At 49.0% G+C, this 14,457-nt stretch carries 17 protein-coding genes and 1 riboswitch; of the genes, 9 read left to right on the top strand and 8 right to left on the bottom strand.

Features of this window, described 5'->3' with window-relative positions:
• Positions 1–7: 7 nt before the first annotated feature.
• Positions 8–107: riboswitch (TPP riboswitch) on the bottom strand.
• A gap of 59 nt (positions 108–166) precedes the next feature.
• From THICY_RS06595 to THICY_RS06565, 7 genes are all read right to left on the bottom strand, one after another.
• Positions 167–358, bottom strand: a complete 192-nt coding sequence (locus tag THICY_RS06595; RefSeq protein ID WP_013835840.1) for a CPXCG motif-containing cysteine-rich protein — start codon at positions 356–358, stop codon at positions 167–169.
• Between the two features lie 3 nt (positions 359–361).
• The gene (locus tag THICY_RS06590; protein ID WP_013835839.1) at positions 362–3,184 is read right to left on the bottom strand and encodes an FAD-binding and (Fe-S)-binding domain-containing protein; all 2,823 of its coding nucleotides are present in this window, start codon (positions 3,182–3,184) and stop codon (positions 362–364) included.
• A gap of 18 nt (positions 3,185–3,202) precedes the next feature.
• Positions 3,203–4,453: a phosphoglycerate dehydrogenase gene (serA, locus tag THICY_RS06585; RefSeq protein ID WP_013835838.1), complete on the bottom strand. Its 1,251-nt coding sequence runs from the start codon at positions 4,451–4,453 to the stop codon at positions 3,203–3,205.
• Between the two features lie 69 nt (positions 4,454–4,522).
• Complete coding sequence (gene thiD / locus THICY_RS06580; RefSeq protein WP_013835837.1) at positions 4,523–5,356, bottom strand: bifunctional hydroxymethylpyrimidine kinase/phosphomethylpyrimidine kinase; 834 nt, start codon at positions 5,354–5,356, stop codon at positions 4,523–4,525.
• Complete coding sequence (gene thiE, locus THICY_RS06575) at positions 5,353–6,051, bottom strand: thiamine phosphate synthase (RefSeq protein ID WP_013835836.1); 699 nt, start codon at positions 6,049–6,051, stop codon at positions 5,353–5,355. Before thiE ends, thiD begins: the two co-directional genes overlap by 4 nt.
• A gap of 18 nt (positions 6,052–6,069) precedes the next feature.
• Positions 6,070–6,480, bottom strand: coding sequence for a hypothetical protein (locus THICY_RS06570; protein WP_013835835.1), 411 nt, complete (start codon positions 6,478–6,480; stop codon positions 6,070–6,072).
• A gap of 86 nt (positions 6,481–6,566) precedes the next feature.
• Positions 6,567–7,904, bottom strand: coding sequence for an ABC1 kinase family protein (locus THICY_RS06565; RefSeq protein ID WP_013835834.1), 1,338 nt, complete (start codon positions 7,902–7,904; stop codon positions 6,567–6,569).
• A 144-nt stretch (positions 7,905–8,048) separates the two neighbouring features.
• Between THICY_RS06565 and THICY_RS06560 the strand changes: the two genes are divergently transcribed.
• From THICY_RS06560 to THICY_RS06535, 6 genes are read left to right on the top strand one after another with little or no spacing between them, the layout of a single operon-like run.
• The gene (locus THICY_RS06560; RefSeq protein WP_013835833.1) at positions 8,049–8,318 is read left to right on the top strand and encodes a TIGR03643 family protein; all 270 of its coding nucleotides are present in this window, start codon (positions 8,049–8,051) and stop codon (positions 8,316–8,318) included.
• Positions 8,319–9,125 carry an SDR family NAD(P)-dependent oxidoreductase gene (locus THICY_RS06555; protein ID WP_245534948.1) on the top strand — a complete coding sequence of 269 codons (807 nt, stop codon included), beginning with the start codon at positions 8,319–8,321 and terminating at the stop codon, positions 9,123–9,125.
• Between the two features lie 21 nt (positions 9,126–9,146).
• Complete coding sequence (locus THICY_RS06550; RefSeq protein ID WP_013835831.1) at positions 9,147–9,650, top strand: CIA30 family protein; 504 nt, start codon at positions 9,147–9,149, stop codon at positions 9,648–9,650.
• On the top strand, positions 9,650–10,483 hold the full coding sequence (locus tag THICY_RS06545; protein ID WP_013835830.1) for an FAD-binding domain-containing protein: 834 nt from the start codon (positions 9,650–9,652) through the stop codon (positions 10,481–10,483). The genes THICY_RS06550 and THICY_RS06545 overlap by 1 nt, the downstream gene beginning before the upstream one ends.
• Positions 10,483–10,965, top strand: a complete 483-nt coding sequence (locus THICY_RS06540) for a hypothetical protein (protein WP_013835829.1) — start codon at positions 10,483–10,485, stop codon at positions 10,963–10,965. The genes THICY_RS06545 and THICY_RS06540 overlap by 1 nt, the downstream gene beginning before the upstream one ends.
• Positions 10,962–11,429, top strand: a complete 468-nt coding sequence (locus THICY_RS06535) for a DUF3429 domain-containing protein (protein WP_013835828.1) — start codon at positions 10,962–10,964, stop codon at positions 11,427–11,429. Before THICY_RS06540 ends, THICY_RS06535 begins: the two co-directional genes overlap by 4 nt.
• Before the next feature lie 57 nt (positions 11,430–11,486).
• On the opposite strand, the gene THICY_RS06530 is transcribed toward THICY_RS06535, so the two are convergent.
• Positions 11,487–11,759 (bottom strand): HU family DNA-binding protein, encoded by a 273-nt coding sequence (locus tag THICY_RS06530; protein WP_013835827.1) that lies wholly within the window; start codon positions 11,757–11,759, stop codon positions 11,487–11,489.
• Between the two features lie 267 nt (positions 11,760–12,026).
• On the opposite strand from THICY_RS06530, the gene THICY_RS06525 reads away from it, so the two are divergent.
• Genes THICY_RS06525 through THICY_RS06515 form a run of 3 tightly spaced genes read left to right on the top strand, consistent with a single transcriptional unit; the run spans position 12,027 to position 14,447 of the window.
• Complete coding sequence (locus THICY_RS06525) at positions 12,027–12,548, top strand: peroxiredoxin (protein ID WP_013835826.1); 522 nt, start codon at positions 12,027–12,029, stop codon at positions 12,546–12,548.
• Complete coding sequence (locus tag THICY_RS08645; RefSeq protein WP_013835825.1) at positions 12,548–13,180, top strand: M48 family metallopeptidase; 633 nt, start codon at positions 12,548–12,550, stop codon at positions 13,178–13,180. The genes THICY_RS06525 and THICY_RS08645 overlap by 1 nt, the downstream gene beginning before the upstream one ends.
• Before the next feature lie 46 nt (positions 13,181–13,226).
• Positions 13,227–14,447, top strand: coding sequence for a mechanosensitive ion channel family protein (locus THICY_RS06515; RefSeq protein WP_013835824.1), 1,221 nt, complete (start codon positions 13,227–13,229; stop codon positions 14,445–14,447).
• Positions 14,448–14,457: the final 10 nt, after the last annotated feature.

The raw sequence follows: 14,457 nt of genomic DNA, 5'->3' as shown, positions 1-14,457 counted from the left end.
CAAAAGCTTTGCGATTCGACGCCTGTCCCTACGCTGGTATGATCCAGATCAGGTTCAAAGGGTTTTGCTAATGCAATCTCAGGCCGAAGCCACCCCATGGCAAAATGGACGCAGATTATAGCATAAGCGGTTGATAAAAAAGCACATCCGCTTTCTCAGTCAAATCTCAGTAGTCCTCATCTTCACTGCGTGCCGTGACGCTAATGTCACCTTCGTAATCGACCTGAATATGTAAATGAATCGGGCGACAGCAGACAAAACAATCTTCAACATACTGCTGCTCGGGTTCCGAGGGATCGACGACGATTTCGACTTCTTCCCAACAATAGGGGCATTGAATAAATTGGGTATCGAGCATGGCTTAATCTCCGGTTGGGTTGATGCCCTGACAAGCCAGCGCAAATATTTGGGCACTGTGCCAGGCCTGCTTATTGGCAAAGTCGGCCACTTGGTGGCGACAACTGGTGCCGGTCGCGACAATCAAATCATCGGCTTGCGCACTGGCTAATGTGGGCAGTAGCGTTTGCTCGGCAATGGTTAAAGAAATCGCACGATTTTTATAGCCAAATTCGCCGGACATGCCACAACAGCCTGAAGGAATAAGGCGCACATCGAGTTGCGGAATCAGACTGAGTGCCGCTTTGGCATCGAGTGCCTTTGCTAAAGATTTTTGGTGACAATGCACGTGCAACCACAAGGTTTTGGCAATCGGCTGAAACGGCAGGGGGGTGTCTTTGGCTAGCGCCAAGATCAGTTCTTCAAACAGGCGCACATCCTGAAAGTGCCAAACCGGATCAACTTGTGGTGGTAACAGCGCACTAGCTTCATCACGCCACACCAGGGTATCCGAAGGTTCTAGGCCGACAATCCAATCGCCATAACTGACTTGGGTGAGTTGTGCTTGAATCGCTTTCAGACTGTGTTTCGCTTCGTCTAACAGACCTTGGCTTAATAACGCGCGTGGTGAGTGGTCTAAAAACACCGGTATCACTTCCAAATTCAGGGCGTGCAGTGTCTTAATCGCTGCCTGACCAATCGCTGGTTCCTGATAATTGCTGTAAAGATCAATCAGTAACCAAACCCGACCGCGCGTCTGGGTGGATGAGTTGGTTAGCAGGCCTGCTGAGTTTTGCCACCAGTCGGCTAAGGTTTGAGGTGCGATTTGTGGCAATGGGCGAGTGGGATCGACGCCCATTACCCGCTTGCTGAGGCTAAGGTTTTGCAAACTATTAAACAGCTTGGGTGCTTTGCTCCCCAAATTGAGTAATTGCGCATAGTGTTTAATCGACCAACGACTGAATGAAAAGGGTTGTGTTTGATAGAGCACCTCCGATTTCAGTCGCGCCATATCGACACTGGCCGGGCATTCGGTTTTACAGGCTTTGCAACCCAAACACAGCGCCAAGGCATCTTGTAATTCGGCGTTATTCAGCGCGGCACGCGGATCGGGTTCGGTTAAAGCACGGCGTAATAAATTACTGCGTCCTCGGGTGGAATAGTTTTCTTCACGGGTCGCTTGGTAGGAGGGGCACATGGTGCCTTGTCCGGGTGATTTTCGACAAGCACCAGCGCCATTACATTTTTCGACCGCATCTAGCAGGGATAAATCTTTACGCCAGTTGTAACCCGTGGCAAAAGTTTGCTGGGCGCGGCGGGTGGCCCGCAGGTTTTCGGTAATCGGGGTGTCGCTTAAAATCACCCCGGGGTTAAATAGGTTGTGCGGATCAAACAGCCGTTTCAGTTGCACTAAGCAGTCGTAAACCTCATCGCCCAGCTGTGAGCGTAGATAGGGCGCGCGGATTCGACCATCGCCGTGTTCACCCGACAGAGCACCTCGGTATTTTTTGACCAAAGCGGCACTGCGTTGGGCCACTTGGGCAAATAACGCCGGGCCTTCGGGACTGGCTAAATCAATTTCTGGGCGCACATGAATTAAGCCCACCGAGGCGTGACCATAGTAAACGCAACCCAGTTGCAGTTCGGCCATCAGTGCTTGGGTGTCGCGGTAAAAATCCGGCAGGGCGGCGACCGGTACGCAGGCATCTTCAATAACTGCAACCGCTTTTTTGCGCGTCGGTTTGCCCATTAATAAGCCCAAGCCGGCTTTACGTAAATTCCAGACTTTAGCGCTATCCTGTGGATCGATAATTGGGCAAGCATAGGCACCTTGTTGCTGCATCCAGACCTGGTCATCGGCTAGGCGTTGTGCGAGTTCATCGGCCGAATCGGCAAACAGCTCGACGACCAGCACGGCGGCTGGATCACCCTCTACCCAAAAGCGATTCGCGGTTTGTTCACGGTTGTTGAGGGTGCCATCGAGGGTGGCTTTATCAATCAGTTCTATCGCCGCGGGCTGTTGCGGTAAATAGGCTGGTACCACCTGCATTGCGGTAAAAATGGAGTCAAAATGGGCGCAGAAAAGTTGGCGATGTTTGGGCAGTGGCACTAAATTTAGCGTGGCTTGGGTAATAACCCCTAGCGTGCCCTCGCTACCACAAATTAACGGCACCAAGCTAAATGGCTTGCCTTGCGGGTTAAAGGGTTGGTGTTGGGTGTAGAGCACATCCAGCGCATAACCGGTATTGCGCCGAACAATGCTCGGGTCGGGATAAGCCTTGACAATCGCCTCGCCATGGTTATTAAGTAATGCCATCACGCCGCGGTAAATTTGTCCTTCCAAGTCGGTTTGTTGACATTTCGCCGCCAGTTGCTCGGGCGTGAGTGGGCCTACCGCAACTTCTTTGCCATCGGCAAGAATCATCTGCAGCGCCTTGACGTGCTCACGGGTGGTGCCATAGTACACCGAGTAGGCACCGCAGGAGTTGTTGCCAATCATTCCCGCAATCATCGCGCGATTAGAGGTGGAGGTGTCCGGCGCAAAGCGCAAACCATCTTGGCGCACCAGTGCATTTAAATCATCTTGAATTACCCCCGGCTCGACATCGACTTCGCGCTGTTCAGGGCGATAATCCAACACCCGCGTAAAGTGTTTGGATAGATCCATCAGCAGGCCTGGTCCAATCGCCTGGCCACCCAATGAGGTGCCACCGGCACGGGGGGTGATGGGTAATTTCGCGTCTAGCGCGTTACGAACCTTTGCCAGCAAATCGGCCTGATCTTTTGGATAGGCAAACTGCTGGGGTATGATTTCAAAAACGGACGCGTCAGTGGTAATCGTGGTCATGGTGCTGGTTAATGGCCTTTAATGTAATAAGCGTGTACGCAAGGTGCCTGGAATTTGTTTTAATTGCGCCAGGCCGGCATCACGGTCTTTGGCATCGAGGTCTATGACCACATAGCCAATTTCGCTGTTGGTTTGCAGATATTGTGCCGCAATATTAATGTTTTGGGCAGCAAAGGCTTGGTTAATTTGGGTGAGTATACCCGGTTGGTTATGGTGAATATGCAATAAGCGACTGCGCCCGATATGCTCTGGCAGGGCGACTTCCGGAAAGTTGACCGCGGAGATGCTACTGCCAATATCCGAATAGGCCACCAGTTTGGCCGCGACTTCGGCACCAATACTGGCTTGGGCTTCTTCGGTGCTACCGCCAATATGCGGGGTTAGAATCACATTATCTAAACCACGCAATACCGATTCAAACGGCTGTTTGTTGGTTTCTGGCTCGGTCGGGAACACATCAATCGCGGCACCGGCTAATTGCCCGGATTGAAGGGCATCGGCCAATGCTGGAATATCGACCACCCGACCTCGTGCCGCGTTAATCAATAAACTGCCAGGCTTCATCATCGCTAGTTGTTGATGGCCAATCATCCATTCGGTTTCTGGAGTTTCCGGAACATGCAAGCTGACCACATCGGCTTTGCTTAGCAGTTCAGCGAGGCTGGCGACTTGTTGCGCGTTATTGAGCGGCAGTTGTTTAGCAATGTCATAAAAAATAACCCGCATCCCGAGGTTTTCGGCCAAGATGCTGAGTTGCGAACCGATGCGACCATACCCGATAATGCCCAGGGTTTTACCACGCGCTTCGAAGGCTCCTTGGGCGCTTTTTTGCCAAATGCTGCGATGGGCTAGGGCGTTTTTTTCAGGCACGCGGCGCAAGAGTAATAAGATTTCACCCAACACCAGTTCGGCTACCGAGCGGGTATTTGAAAAAGGCGCATTAAACACCGGAATGCCCAGACGCATCGCCGCGGTTAAATCAACTTGGTTGGTGCCAATGCAAAAACAGCCGATCGCATTGAGTTTGGGCGCTTGGGCCAGTAGCTCGGCGGTTAATTGGGTACGCGAGCGAATGCCAATAAAGTGGCAGTCTTGCAGTGCAGTTTTTAGTTCAGACGGACTTAAAGCACCGGCATGGCTGATAATGTTGCTGTAGCCCTGTTCGCGAAAATAGGCTTCCGCACCCGGATGAATCCCTTCTAGTAACAGAATATTAATTTTTTCTTTTGCCAAGGAGAAAGCGGGCTGTGGTGTTAAGTTTTCGCTCATTCAATAATAACCTAGTAATTTAGTTGGTTATTTAGTATAGAGTAAATTGACCGCTGCGCCAAGGGGCGATTACGACCACCATTGATAAAAATGATGGGTGGGGCCGTGGCCCGATCCGACCTGAAGTTGATCGGCATGACCAATCGCTTGGGTAATATAATGCTTGGCGGCTGCCACCGCTGTGGTTAAGTCACCGCTTTGTGCCCAAAAACTGGCAATGGCAGAGGATAGGGTGCAGCCTGTGCCATGGGTATTGGCGGTTGCAATACGCGGCTGGTGTAACCAGCTTGCGCCTTGCTTATTTAACAATAAGTCATAGCAATCGTTACCTGACAAATGGCCACCTTTGGCAAGCACCGCTTGTGCTCCGAGTGCTAGGAGTTGTTCGGCCTGATCCAGCATCTGTTCGCGGGTTTGAGCTTCCGCTTGTCCAACTAAGGTCGCGAGTTCAGGTAGATTAGGGGTTACCAGGCCTGCTAGGGGCAGTAACTGGTTGCGCAAGGCGTGTTGGGTGGGTGAGTCTATTAAAGCGGCGCCACCTTTCGCAATCATCACCGGATCAAGTACCACCGGACCATTGAAATCAGATAGGCGTTTGGCAAGGATCGCAATAACACTGGCATCACTAAGCATGCCAATTTTAATGCCATCAATCCGAATATCCGTTAGTAAACTATCGAATTGTTGCGCCACAAACTCGGCCGGCAGGGGGTGAATGGCTTGCACGCCTTGGGTATTCTGAGCGGTTAGGCCGGTAATCACCGACATACCATAACAACCACAAGCAGAAAAGGTTTTTAGATCGGCCTGAATGCCAGCACCGCCCGAAGGGTCTGAACCGGCAATGGTTAATAGATTGCGAATGGGTTGGGTGGCTTGGGTTGGCTGGGTGGCTTGGGTCATTTTAGGCTCCCTCGATTAGCTGCGGATGGTTTGTGACCTGTGTGCGGATGGCTCAGCCCTTGAACCGCCAATGACCAGGCCTGGCGAAATTGGCGGGTGATGCTTTCAGGGTCGCTGGCACCACAAATCGCCGAGGCAACCGCTAGACCTTGCGCACCGGTTTGATAGACTTGTGCGACATCGATTAGACGCAAACCGCCAATCAACACCACCGGTTTACGGCTAAGGGCAACACCGGCGGTAGCACCAGACCAGCCGATGGGGGGCAGATGATTTTGTTTGGTTGCGGTGGCATAAACCGGTCCATGCCCAACATAATCGGCAAAGCGCAACTCATCCGCTTGTAAGGCTTGCGCATTAGGCGCGGTGCGACCAATAATGACGTCGGCACCGAGTATTTCCCGTGCCGTCGCTAAATCGCCATCGCCCTGACCCAAATGAACCCCCGCGGCACCTACCGCCTTTGCAATCACGACCGAATCGTTAATAATTAACGGCACCTTCAAGGCGGCTAAGCGGTGTTGAAGCTGATGGGCTAGGTCTAAGCAGGCCTGCTGGTCGGCTCGTTTATCACGCAGCTGAATTAGGCTGATGCCGCCCCGAGCCGCCGCAAGCGCCACCTCGAGAGGTGCTAATCGGCATTGGGCAGGGTCTAAAATGAGATACAGGCTGAGGTCAAGTTGGCTGTTGTGCATGGGCTTACAAGGACTCGCTCACCAGGATTCGCTGACTTGGGTTTCTACCCAGGCCATGAAACCGTCATGCCAAGCCATATGTTGTTTCGCGGCTTGGTCAAAATCATAAGGGTTGCTGCTTTTTGCCAATTCGTGTGGTGCTTTGAGCAGTTTGTAAGGGTTTTCGGCTTGTGCCGCTCGGTTACCTTGTTGATAGGCATCTGCCCGCTGCTGTTGCTGATGCGCGTCTTGGGCTTGTTGCAGTAACCAACTATCTTTCGCACCCTGGCGGTGCACATAACGCAAAATGTCTAAGGCCTGCTCAAATTCACTGCAACTGAGCTGGTCTAAAAAAAGCGCCAGATTAAAGTCTGGCGAGTGTTGTCCTAAATGCGCCAGCAGTGGCCAGTGTTTTTGGGTAAAGTTGGGTAGCGTGGATGCTTGCGTCATGAAAAATCCTGTTTACTATCGAGCGAATTTGCCATTTTACTGGGTTTTAGGTTGCTTGACATGCAGTTCATTAGATTTGTATCAACCTAGCTGGTGATTCTATAAGGTTCAAACAAGGCTTGGATATTGACTCGCGCGTTTAATTTGGCGGCCAGTAAATAGAGGCCACCGAGTTTGCGGTGAAAAAATAATGCATCAGCGGGAGGGCTGTGCCAATAGTTCTGTTCAAAACTCAGTGCCATGCCCTGGTCTTTAATCCGTGCCAGCATATCCGATTTTGCAAAATCAAACTTTCCGTTATGGCAGAAGGGTTCGCAGGCCTGCTTAAATAGTTTCACCACCGTGTCTTGTTGCGCGGGCAAAATGTTGGCTTGAAAAAAGCCAATTTGGCGTGCAGCCTCGGTCATGTGAGCAAGGTTGTTGTCTTGTGCGGCGCTGATCAGTTGTTGATAACCCTCGGCAATAGCCGGGCTAAATTGTCGGGTAGCGCCAAAGTCGAGCAGCACAATACGTTGGGTGTCGGCCTGGTACAAAAAGTTGGCAAAATTCGGGTCGGTTTGCATTTGCTGCCAAACAAAGAGTTCGCTAAATAGCAGTTGAAATAACGCGCTGACCAGTTGGTCACGAACGGCTTGTGGAGCAGCAGCAAGGGTTTCGATAGGTTCGCCAGGCATAAATTCCATTGCCAAAATGGCTTTGTTGCTAAATTCTGTTTGCACTTTGGGCTGAGCAAAATGCTGTTCAAAATCCGTGTCGGCTAATTGCTGGGCCATTTTAGTTAGGGCCTTAGCTTCATTTTCATAATCGGTTTCTAATAAGAGTTGTTGTTTGGCTTCCGCAAGAATCGGTTCTAAGTCCACGTCTTTGGGAATCAACCGAGACCAGCGTAATAAACTGGCCAAATTATCAACATCGCTGTCAATGCTGTTGGCTACGCCGGGATATTGAATTTTAATCGCAAGGTCTTCCTTCGCCCGAGTTTGTGCGCGGTGCACCTGGCCAATCGACGCCGCGGCGATTGGGTAAAAACTAAACTGTTGAAAGTGCGCCATCCAGTTGTTGCCCCAATTCGCCGCTAACTGGGTTTGGAGTTGCGAAATGGGCATGGCGGGTGCCTGATTACGCAGTTGCGCCAAAATTACTGCTAATTCGTCGGGAATTAGTTCGCCGGCATCGAGTGATAGCAGCTGACCCACTTTCATTGCGGCACCGCGCATTTTGGCTAGTTCATTGGTGAGGCGTTGGATATTTTGTGTTGATAGCAGCAGCGATTGCTTGGTGGGTTGTTCACCCTGCAACCATTGTTTGGTGCCTTGGTAGATGATAGAGCCGGCCATACCGCCAGCCACTTTACCCAGACGTGCAAGACGATTAAGGCGGTGGGTTGGGAGTGGATAGCTATTGGGCGTGCTGGGTTTGTTCATTCGGCAACCTTGATCAAAAATGAAATTAACACGGCTATTAATAGTGTGTATTGCATAACTTTTGTATAACTTTATACTTTATAGTGTAACAAGCGCAACAATGAATTTGGATAACAATTCACAACCAGCACAGGAATACCTCGCGTGGCAAATTTAGAACAGGGCGATTTAGATCGCATTATTGAAATGGCTTGGGAAGATCGTACCCCATTTGAGGCAATTGAGCAGCAATTTGGCCTGGCTGAGTCGCAGGTGATCAAGTTGATGCGAGCCAACTTAAAGCCCGGCTCGTTTAAGCGTTGGCGTGAACGGGTCACTGGCCGAGCCACCAAACATTTGCAATTGCGTGGTTTTGAGGTGGGGCGTGGTCACTGCGCGACCCAGTATAAAGCGCCGCAATATCGGCAGCGTTAAATGGCGGCATTAATCGGTGAGAAGCACATGACGCAAGACACTCATCACGACGTGTTAGTGGTAGGAGCCAGTGGTGCGATAGGTCAGGCATTGGTTAATCAAGCCTTGGCGCATTTGCCGTCCGAGGCGCGATTGATTCGGATGGCACGTAATCCTAAGAGCTTACCTAGACTGACCACCGCGCATCAGATCATTGATTTAGCGATGGATTTTAGTGATTCCGCGCAGGTTCCGATGCTATTTAATCAGGCGCACCAGGACTGGTCAGCAGCAACGGGACTTGAGCAACCGCTGGCGCACTTGGGCCAGATTTGGATTGCGACCGGTCTATTGCATGACGCAGAGCTCCAGCCCGAAAAACGCCATCAAGCCTTAAGCGCGCAGGCACTCCAGCGGAGTTTTTCGGTTAATGCGATTGGGCCGAGTTTGCTACTATCACAAATTTTGGCTGTTTTACCGCGTCGCATCATGCTTAAAATTGGAGTCTTATCGGCGCGAGTAGGTAGTATTAGCGATAATCGCATGGGTGGTTGGTACAGTTATCGCGCCTCAAAAGCCGCTCTTAATATGTTGTTGAAAACCCTCGCTATCGAGTTAGCGCGGACGCATCCCAATATTACTTTGTTGGGGATGCAACCAGGCACGACTCAAAGCGCCTTGTCGGCACCTTTTAGCCGCCATGTCGCGCCGGATGCGTTGCAATCGCCGGAGTTTACGGCTCAGCATTTATATCAGGTATTACAGCAATGTCAGCCGAGTGATTCGGGTAAACTGTTAGATTTTATGGGTGAGTTTTTTGAGCCTTAATTCTAAACAAAGGAAGCAACCATGAGACAGGGCGCAGAGCAGCGATTATTCCCTAATTTTAGCCAAAGCGCCGGCGAGCAGGCCTGGTACTTTGTCAGTGATCAGGTCATGGGCGGTGTTTCGCATGGCGAGGTGCGAACCTATACTGAGCAGGGTCAGGTGCAAACCTGTTTACAAGGCGAGGTCAGTTTAGAGAACAATGGCGGTTTTATTCAAATGCAGTGGGTGATTGATCCGCAGTTGGATTTAAGCCAGTTTTCCGGTATCTATCTGGATTGGCGCGGTCAAGCGCCCGGCGTTGCACTGCACCTAAAAACCGATCAGTTGATGCGTCCTTGGCAATCTTATCGTCATCCCGTTTCGGTGACGCCGCAATGGCAGAAACACTATGTGTCGTTTAAAGATTTTGCGCCTTATCGCACCGATACGCCGCTTGATTTAGGTCATGTCCGCCGATTAGCGGTGATTGCGTTGGGGGAGGCCGGGTCGGTGCAAGTGTGCGTGCGTGAAATGGGCTTGTATTAATGCGTCAGGTCTTGCCCACACAGTTTGCTAGTCGAAGTGATTTGGTGGCGCAGGTGGTAGCGATTTCGCCGGATTTGTTGTCAACCGACGCGATGCCGGCTAATAAGCCCACTGATAGAGCTGTTTCAGATATTCTTGGCGGTGCCGATGAGGCCGAGTTGGCTTTGCAGTTATGGTCAGTTAGAGATTATGGCCAAACGCGCAATCATTTAGATGGCGCGGTATCGGGTTTATCACCTTACCTTCGGCATGGCGTGTTAACGCCCCATCAGCTTCAGCAGGCCTGCCTGGCAAAACTATCTTTGGATGAATCCCAAAAATTCTTGCAGCAATTAAGTTGGCGCGATTATTACCATCATATTGCGCAACAGTATCCTGAGTGGCTGTGGCAGGATGTTGAGTCTTATAAAACCGGCTTTAGTGTGGTTGATTATGCAGAAGATCTGCCCGCAGATGTGTTAGCTGCTCAGACGCCGGAAGCCTTTATCAATCAGTTGATTGAGCAGCTTTACACCCAAGGCTATTTGCATAACCATGCCCGTTTGTACTTGGCTAGCTACCTAGTGCATTGGCGGCGGGTTAAATGGCAAGTGGGTGCCCGCTGGATGCTGAGGCATCTGCTGGATGGCGATACGGCGAGTAATAATTTATCTTGGCAATGGGTCGCATCTACCTTTAGTGCTAAGCCCTATATTTTTAATCTCGACAATGTGGTGAAGTTCGCTGGTGCGGTTACTACCTTCGATCTAACACCGGCCAATAATCCCGCTTTAGATGCCAGTTATGAAACTTTACAGCTGCGGTTATTTCCCAATTTAACGGCGGGTGAGTAATGTCACAATCGAGTTCTAAGAACAATACAATGCGAGTGTTCTGGTTGCATGACGAAGCCTTGCGCAAACCGGATGCGTATCAAGCGGGTGATCGGTTAGTGTTTCTTTGGGACCCTAATTACTTCGCTCAGCAGGCCTGGTCATTAAAACGGCGGGTGTTTATTTACGAATGTTTAGTGGCTTTACAGGCGGAGATTTATGTGGCCTCGCCAACGAGCTTTTGGCGTGAATTTATTGCGCAAGCGCCGGCTCTGTCGCCAAAGCTTTTTGTTGCCGAGGCTTTGGATCCTCAGCTGCAGGCCTGGTTAGCTCAGTTGCCGGCAGAAATTAAGGTAAAGATGTATCGCAACCCGAGCTTGTTTTTAAAAGCCGATTTGCAGCCATCACGCCTGAAGCGTTTCAGCCATTTTTGGCCTGTACAGGCGAAAAGTTTGGGTTTGTCTGCTTATAAAACCTCATCAAAAACCAGGAAGCATCAGTGAAATCCTCTGCCTACCAACGCATGGCGCATGCTTTTACCTATGCCGGCATGTTGCCTTTTATTTATGGCGTCTTAGCGGTTTTGGGACTGGCTCCGGGCTTGAGCTGGTGGCCAAGTTGGGTGGTTTGGCCGCAGGCTATGATAGTCTATGCCGCCGTTATTTTGAGTTTTTTAGCGGGGGTGCAATGGGGGCGTAGCCTTGAATCCGCTTTATCGAACGCGTCTAGCTTGGGATTGTTGGTGAGCGCCAATGTGATTGCTGTAGGCGTTTGGTTGTTACTACTGCTAGGTGAGTCATCCTGGGCTGTTGTTGGATTAATGTTGGGTTTTATAGTTGCTTTAGCGGGGGATTATGTTGCTTTACGGCAGCAAGATCAGCAGGCCTGGTTCTTTAGTTTACGTTGGCAGGCAACGCTGGTGGCCATGCTATCTTTGTCAGTTGTAGGATTCTTAGTAGGCATATAAAGTAATAAAGGGGCGTTAGCCCCTTTATTACTATTTTACTGAGTATCGAAATGACACTTAGTTTACGGCGTCTTTTAGACCCTTACCTGGTGTAAACTTAACTTGCTTACGTGCCGCGATTTGAATTTCTGCGCCAGTAGATGGATTGCGACCAGTGCGAGCAGGAACATCTTTAACACTGAACTTTCCAAAACCGATTAAACTAATGTCTTGACCCTTAACCATAAGATCAGTAACGGCTTGAGTAACTTGGCTAATGGCAGCAGTGGCATCTTTCTTTGAAAGACCCGTGTTAGCTACGATTTGATCAACTAATGCTTCTTTTGACATATGTATACTCCCTTAAAAATTTCATAATAAGTGATGATAAAAGCGGAATCAGTTAGCTGGGGCGTAAAACATCATTAAATAAAAGGTATTAAGTGTGTTTTACTTAAGCAAAAACCTTCCCTTGTAAAAATCAGTAGACCATAAAAATAAATGGCTTGAATGAATCTTAGGTAAAAATCGCAAAGACTGCAACATTTATCGAGCTTTTGGCGTTATATTTAATGATATTAATTAAATGTAGGTCTATTTTAAACTCGGAGACATGATATGAAATGGTTACGAAGCTTGTTCATGGTGATTTTACCTATCTCTTCGGTGATGGCGATAGAGCCAGGAGATATGGCGCCAGATTTTAGTCTGATGAATCAGCATCAGCAACTAGAAACCCTTGCAAACTATCGTGGTCAATGGGTGGTTGTGTATTTTTACCCAAAAAATGACACCCCGGGCTGTACTACAGAAGCCTGTAGTTTTAGAGATAACATTAATGGCATTATTGCCAAGCAGGCGACCGTGTTTGGGATTAGTGTCGATAACGTGGCAAGTCATGCGGCCTTTGCCGAAAAATATCAGTTGCCCTTTAGTTTGTTGTCAGATGAGCGTGGTGCGGTAGCCAAGGACTATAACTCGTTATGGCAGTTAGGTCCACTCCGTTTTGCAAGACGCAATAGTTTTATTGTCGACCCAGAAGGGCGCATTGCTAAGGTTTATAAGGGCGTTGATCCAGAAGCTCATGTTGCCGATGTGCTGCGCGACCTTAGCAAACTTCAAGAAGCTCAGTCATCTTAATGGCTGCAGAGGTACTGTTAATTGCAGGTCAGCCCTGGCTAATTCAACGTCACCGTCGTAGAAAACGTGCCGCACTGCGAGTAGATTCTGCAGGTTGTTACTGTTTAAGTCCCTTTGGTACTCCTGAAAGCTGTCTTAAGCAATTTGTTTTACAACACCAAGCCTGGTGGCAGGCCCAGTTGAAAAGTCTGCCTAATTTGAAGCCTTTTCAGGCTGACAGTATATGGCCCTTTCGAGCAGCAGGACGTTTGATTACCAGCGAAGATACACCGAAGCGTTTAAAACAATGGTACAAACAGCAGGCAGAAGACTATTTACCTATGCGATTAGACGATTGGGCAAGCCGGATGCCCAAAAAACCAAAGGGCGTGAAAATTCGCTTTTATACCGCGCGTTGGGGAAGTTGTAATCGTCGCCAAGAAATTCAACTTAATTGGGCTTTAATGGCCTGTCCTGATGAGGTGGTTGACTATGTGTTAGTACATGAGTTGGCACATCTTGTTCATTTCAATCACAGCCGTGATTTTTGGCAACTGGTTGCCACCTATTACCCTGAATATAAACAACAGGAGCGTTGGCTGCGACAGCAGGGTCATATCCATTTAACCCAATTAAAAAGCTTGAACTTTTAACGATTCTTGATAGGCTTGCTGAACAATTTTTATACGATGAGGCACTATGTTAGTTGATTGGTTGAGTGGATTATTAAGTCAATGGATTTTATATCCTACCTTGCTTAGCGTGGTAGTAGCAATGACCAGTATTGCCGCGGTTTTGTTATTTATTGGCGTGAGTTTTTACCTTTCTAGACTGTTGGTTCGCCCCTGGGTTAATCGCTTAATTGATTGGTTTGAGGGAGATACGTTAGATGCAACGGTTCAGCATCGTCCGGCTTTAGCTAGTCACATAGCGCATTTGATTCCTGCCATTTTATTAGTGGAGCTTGTGCCGTTCTTTTTTGGAAGTTGGCCCTGGTGGGAAAATCTCGTTCATACCTTAACTTGGCTTTATTTGTATGTCTTTGTAGCCATGACGCTGGCTGCGCTTGCTGATGTTGTGCAAGCGATACTCACGTCTCGACAAGCGGATTCAAATATCCCATTCAAAGTCATTTCACAGTTAACGAAGCTGGTCATTTTTATTGTGCTTGCAATTATGACCGTGAGCTTATTAATGGGGGCGTCGCCAGCCTATTTGCTGAGTGGTTTAGGGGCGCTAACAGCCGTACTTTTATTGGTATTTCGTGATGCCTTGTTGGGCTTTGTTGCCAGTATCCAAATTGCGGTTAATCGGATGGTGGCAAGAGGCGATTGGATTGAAATGCCCAAGTATGGCGCCGACGGTAGTGTCATTGAGTTGGCGCTGACTACGGTTAAAGTGCGTAATTGGGATAATACCGTTACCACAGTACCGACCTATGCTTTAATCTCGGATTCGTTTAAAAATTGGCGGGCGATGCAGGAGTCCGGTGGGCGTCGAATTAAACGAGCGATTTTAGTTGATATTCATTCCATTCGATTTGTTGATGAAATGGAACTCAATAAAATTAAAGGGCATCCGATGTTGGCGACGTTTTTTACTGATCAACAGTTGGTTAATTTAGATCAGCCGGATTTAACCAATACCGCACTTTTTAGAGCCTATGTCGAATGGCAATTACGTAAACACCCATTAATAAATCAAAACCTGATGGTGATGGTGCGTCAAATGCAACCGAGCGAGGTGGGTTTGCCCATTGAAATCTATTGTTTCAGTGCTGATAAAAACTGGGCGAATTATGAGCGTATTCAATCGGGAATTTTTGATAATCTGTTAGCGACTTTGCCGTTGTTTGATTTACAGGCTTTCCAGAGGATTGGTAGTCGTCGTGGCGAGTATAGTGATGAGCTGGTTAACTAAAAAACTCTAA

This window comes from Thiomicrospira cyclica ALM1 (genome assembly GCF_000214825.1).
In the GTDB taxonomy this organism is placed as follows: domain Bacteria; phylum Pseudomonadota; class Gammaproteobacteria; order Thiomicrospirales; family Thiomicrospiraceae; genus Thiomicrospira; species Thiomicrospira cyclica.
The sequence above is the reverse complement of the archived record's forward strand: the minus strand, read 5'-3'. Positions and strand labels throughout refer to the sequence as shown.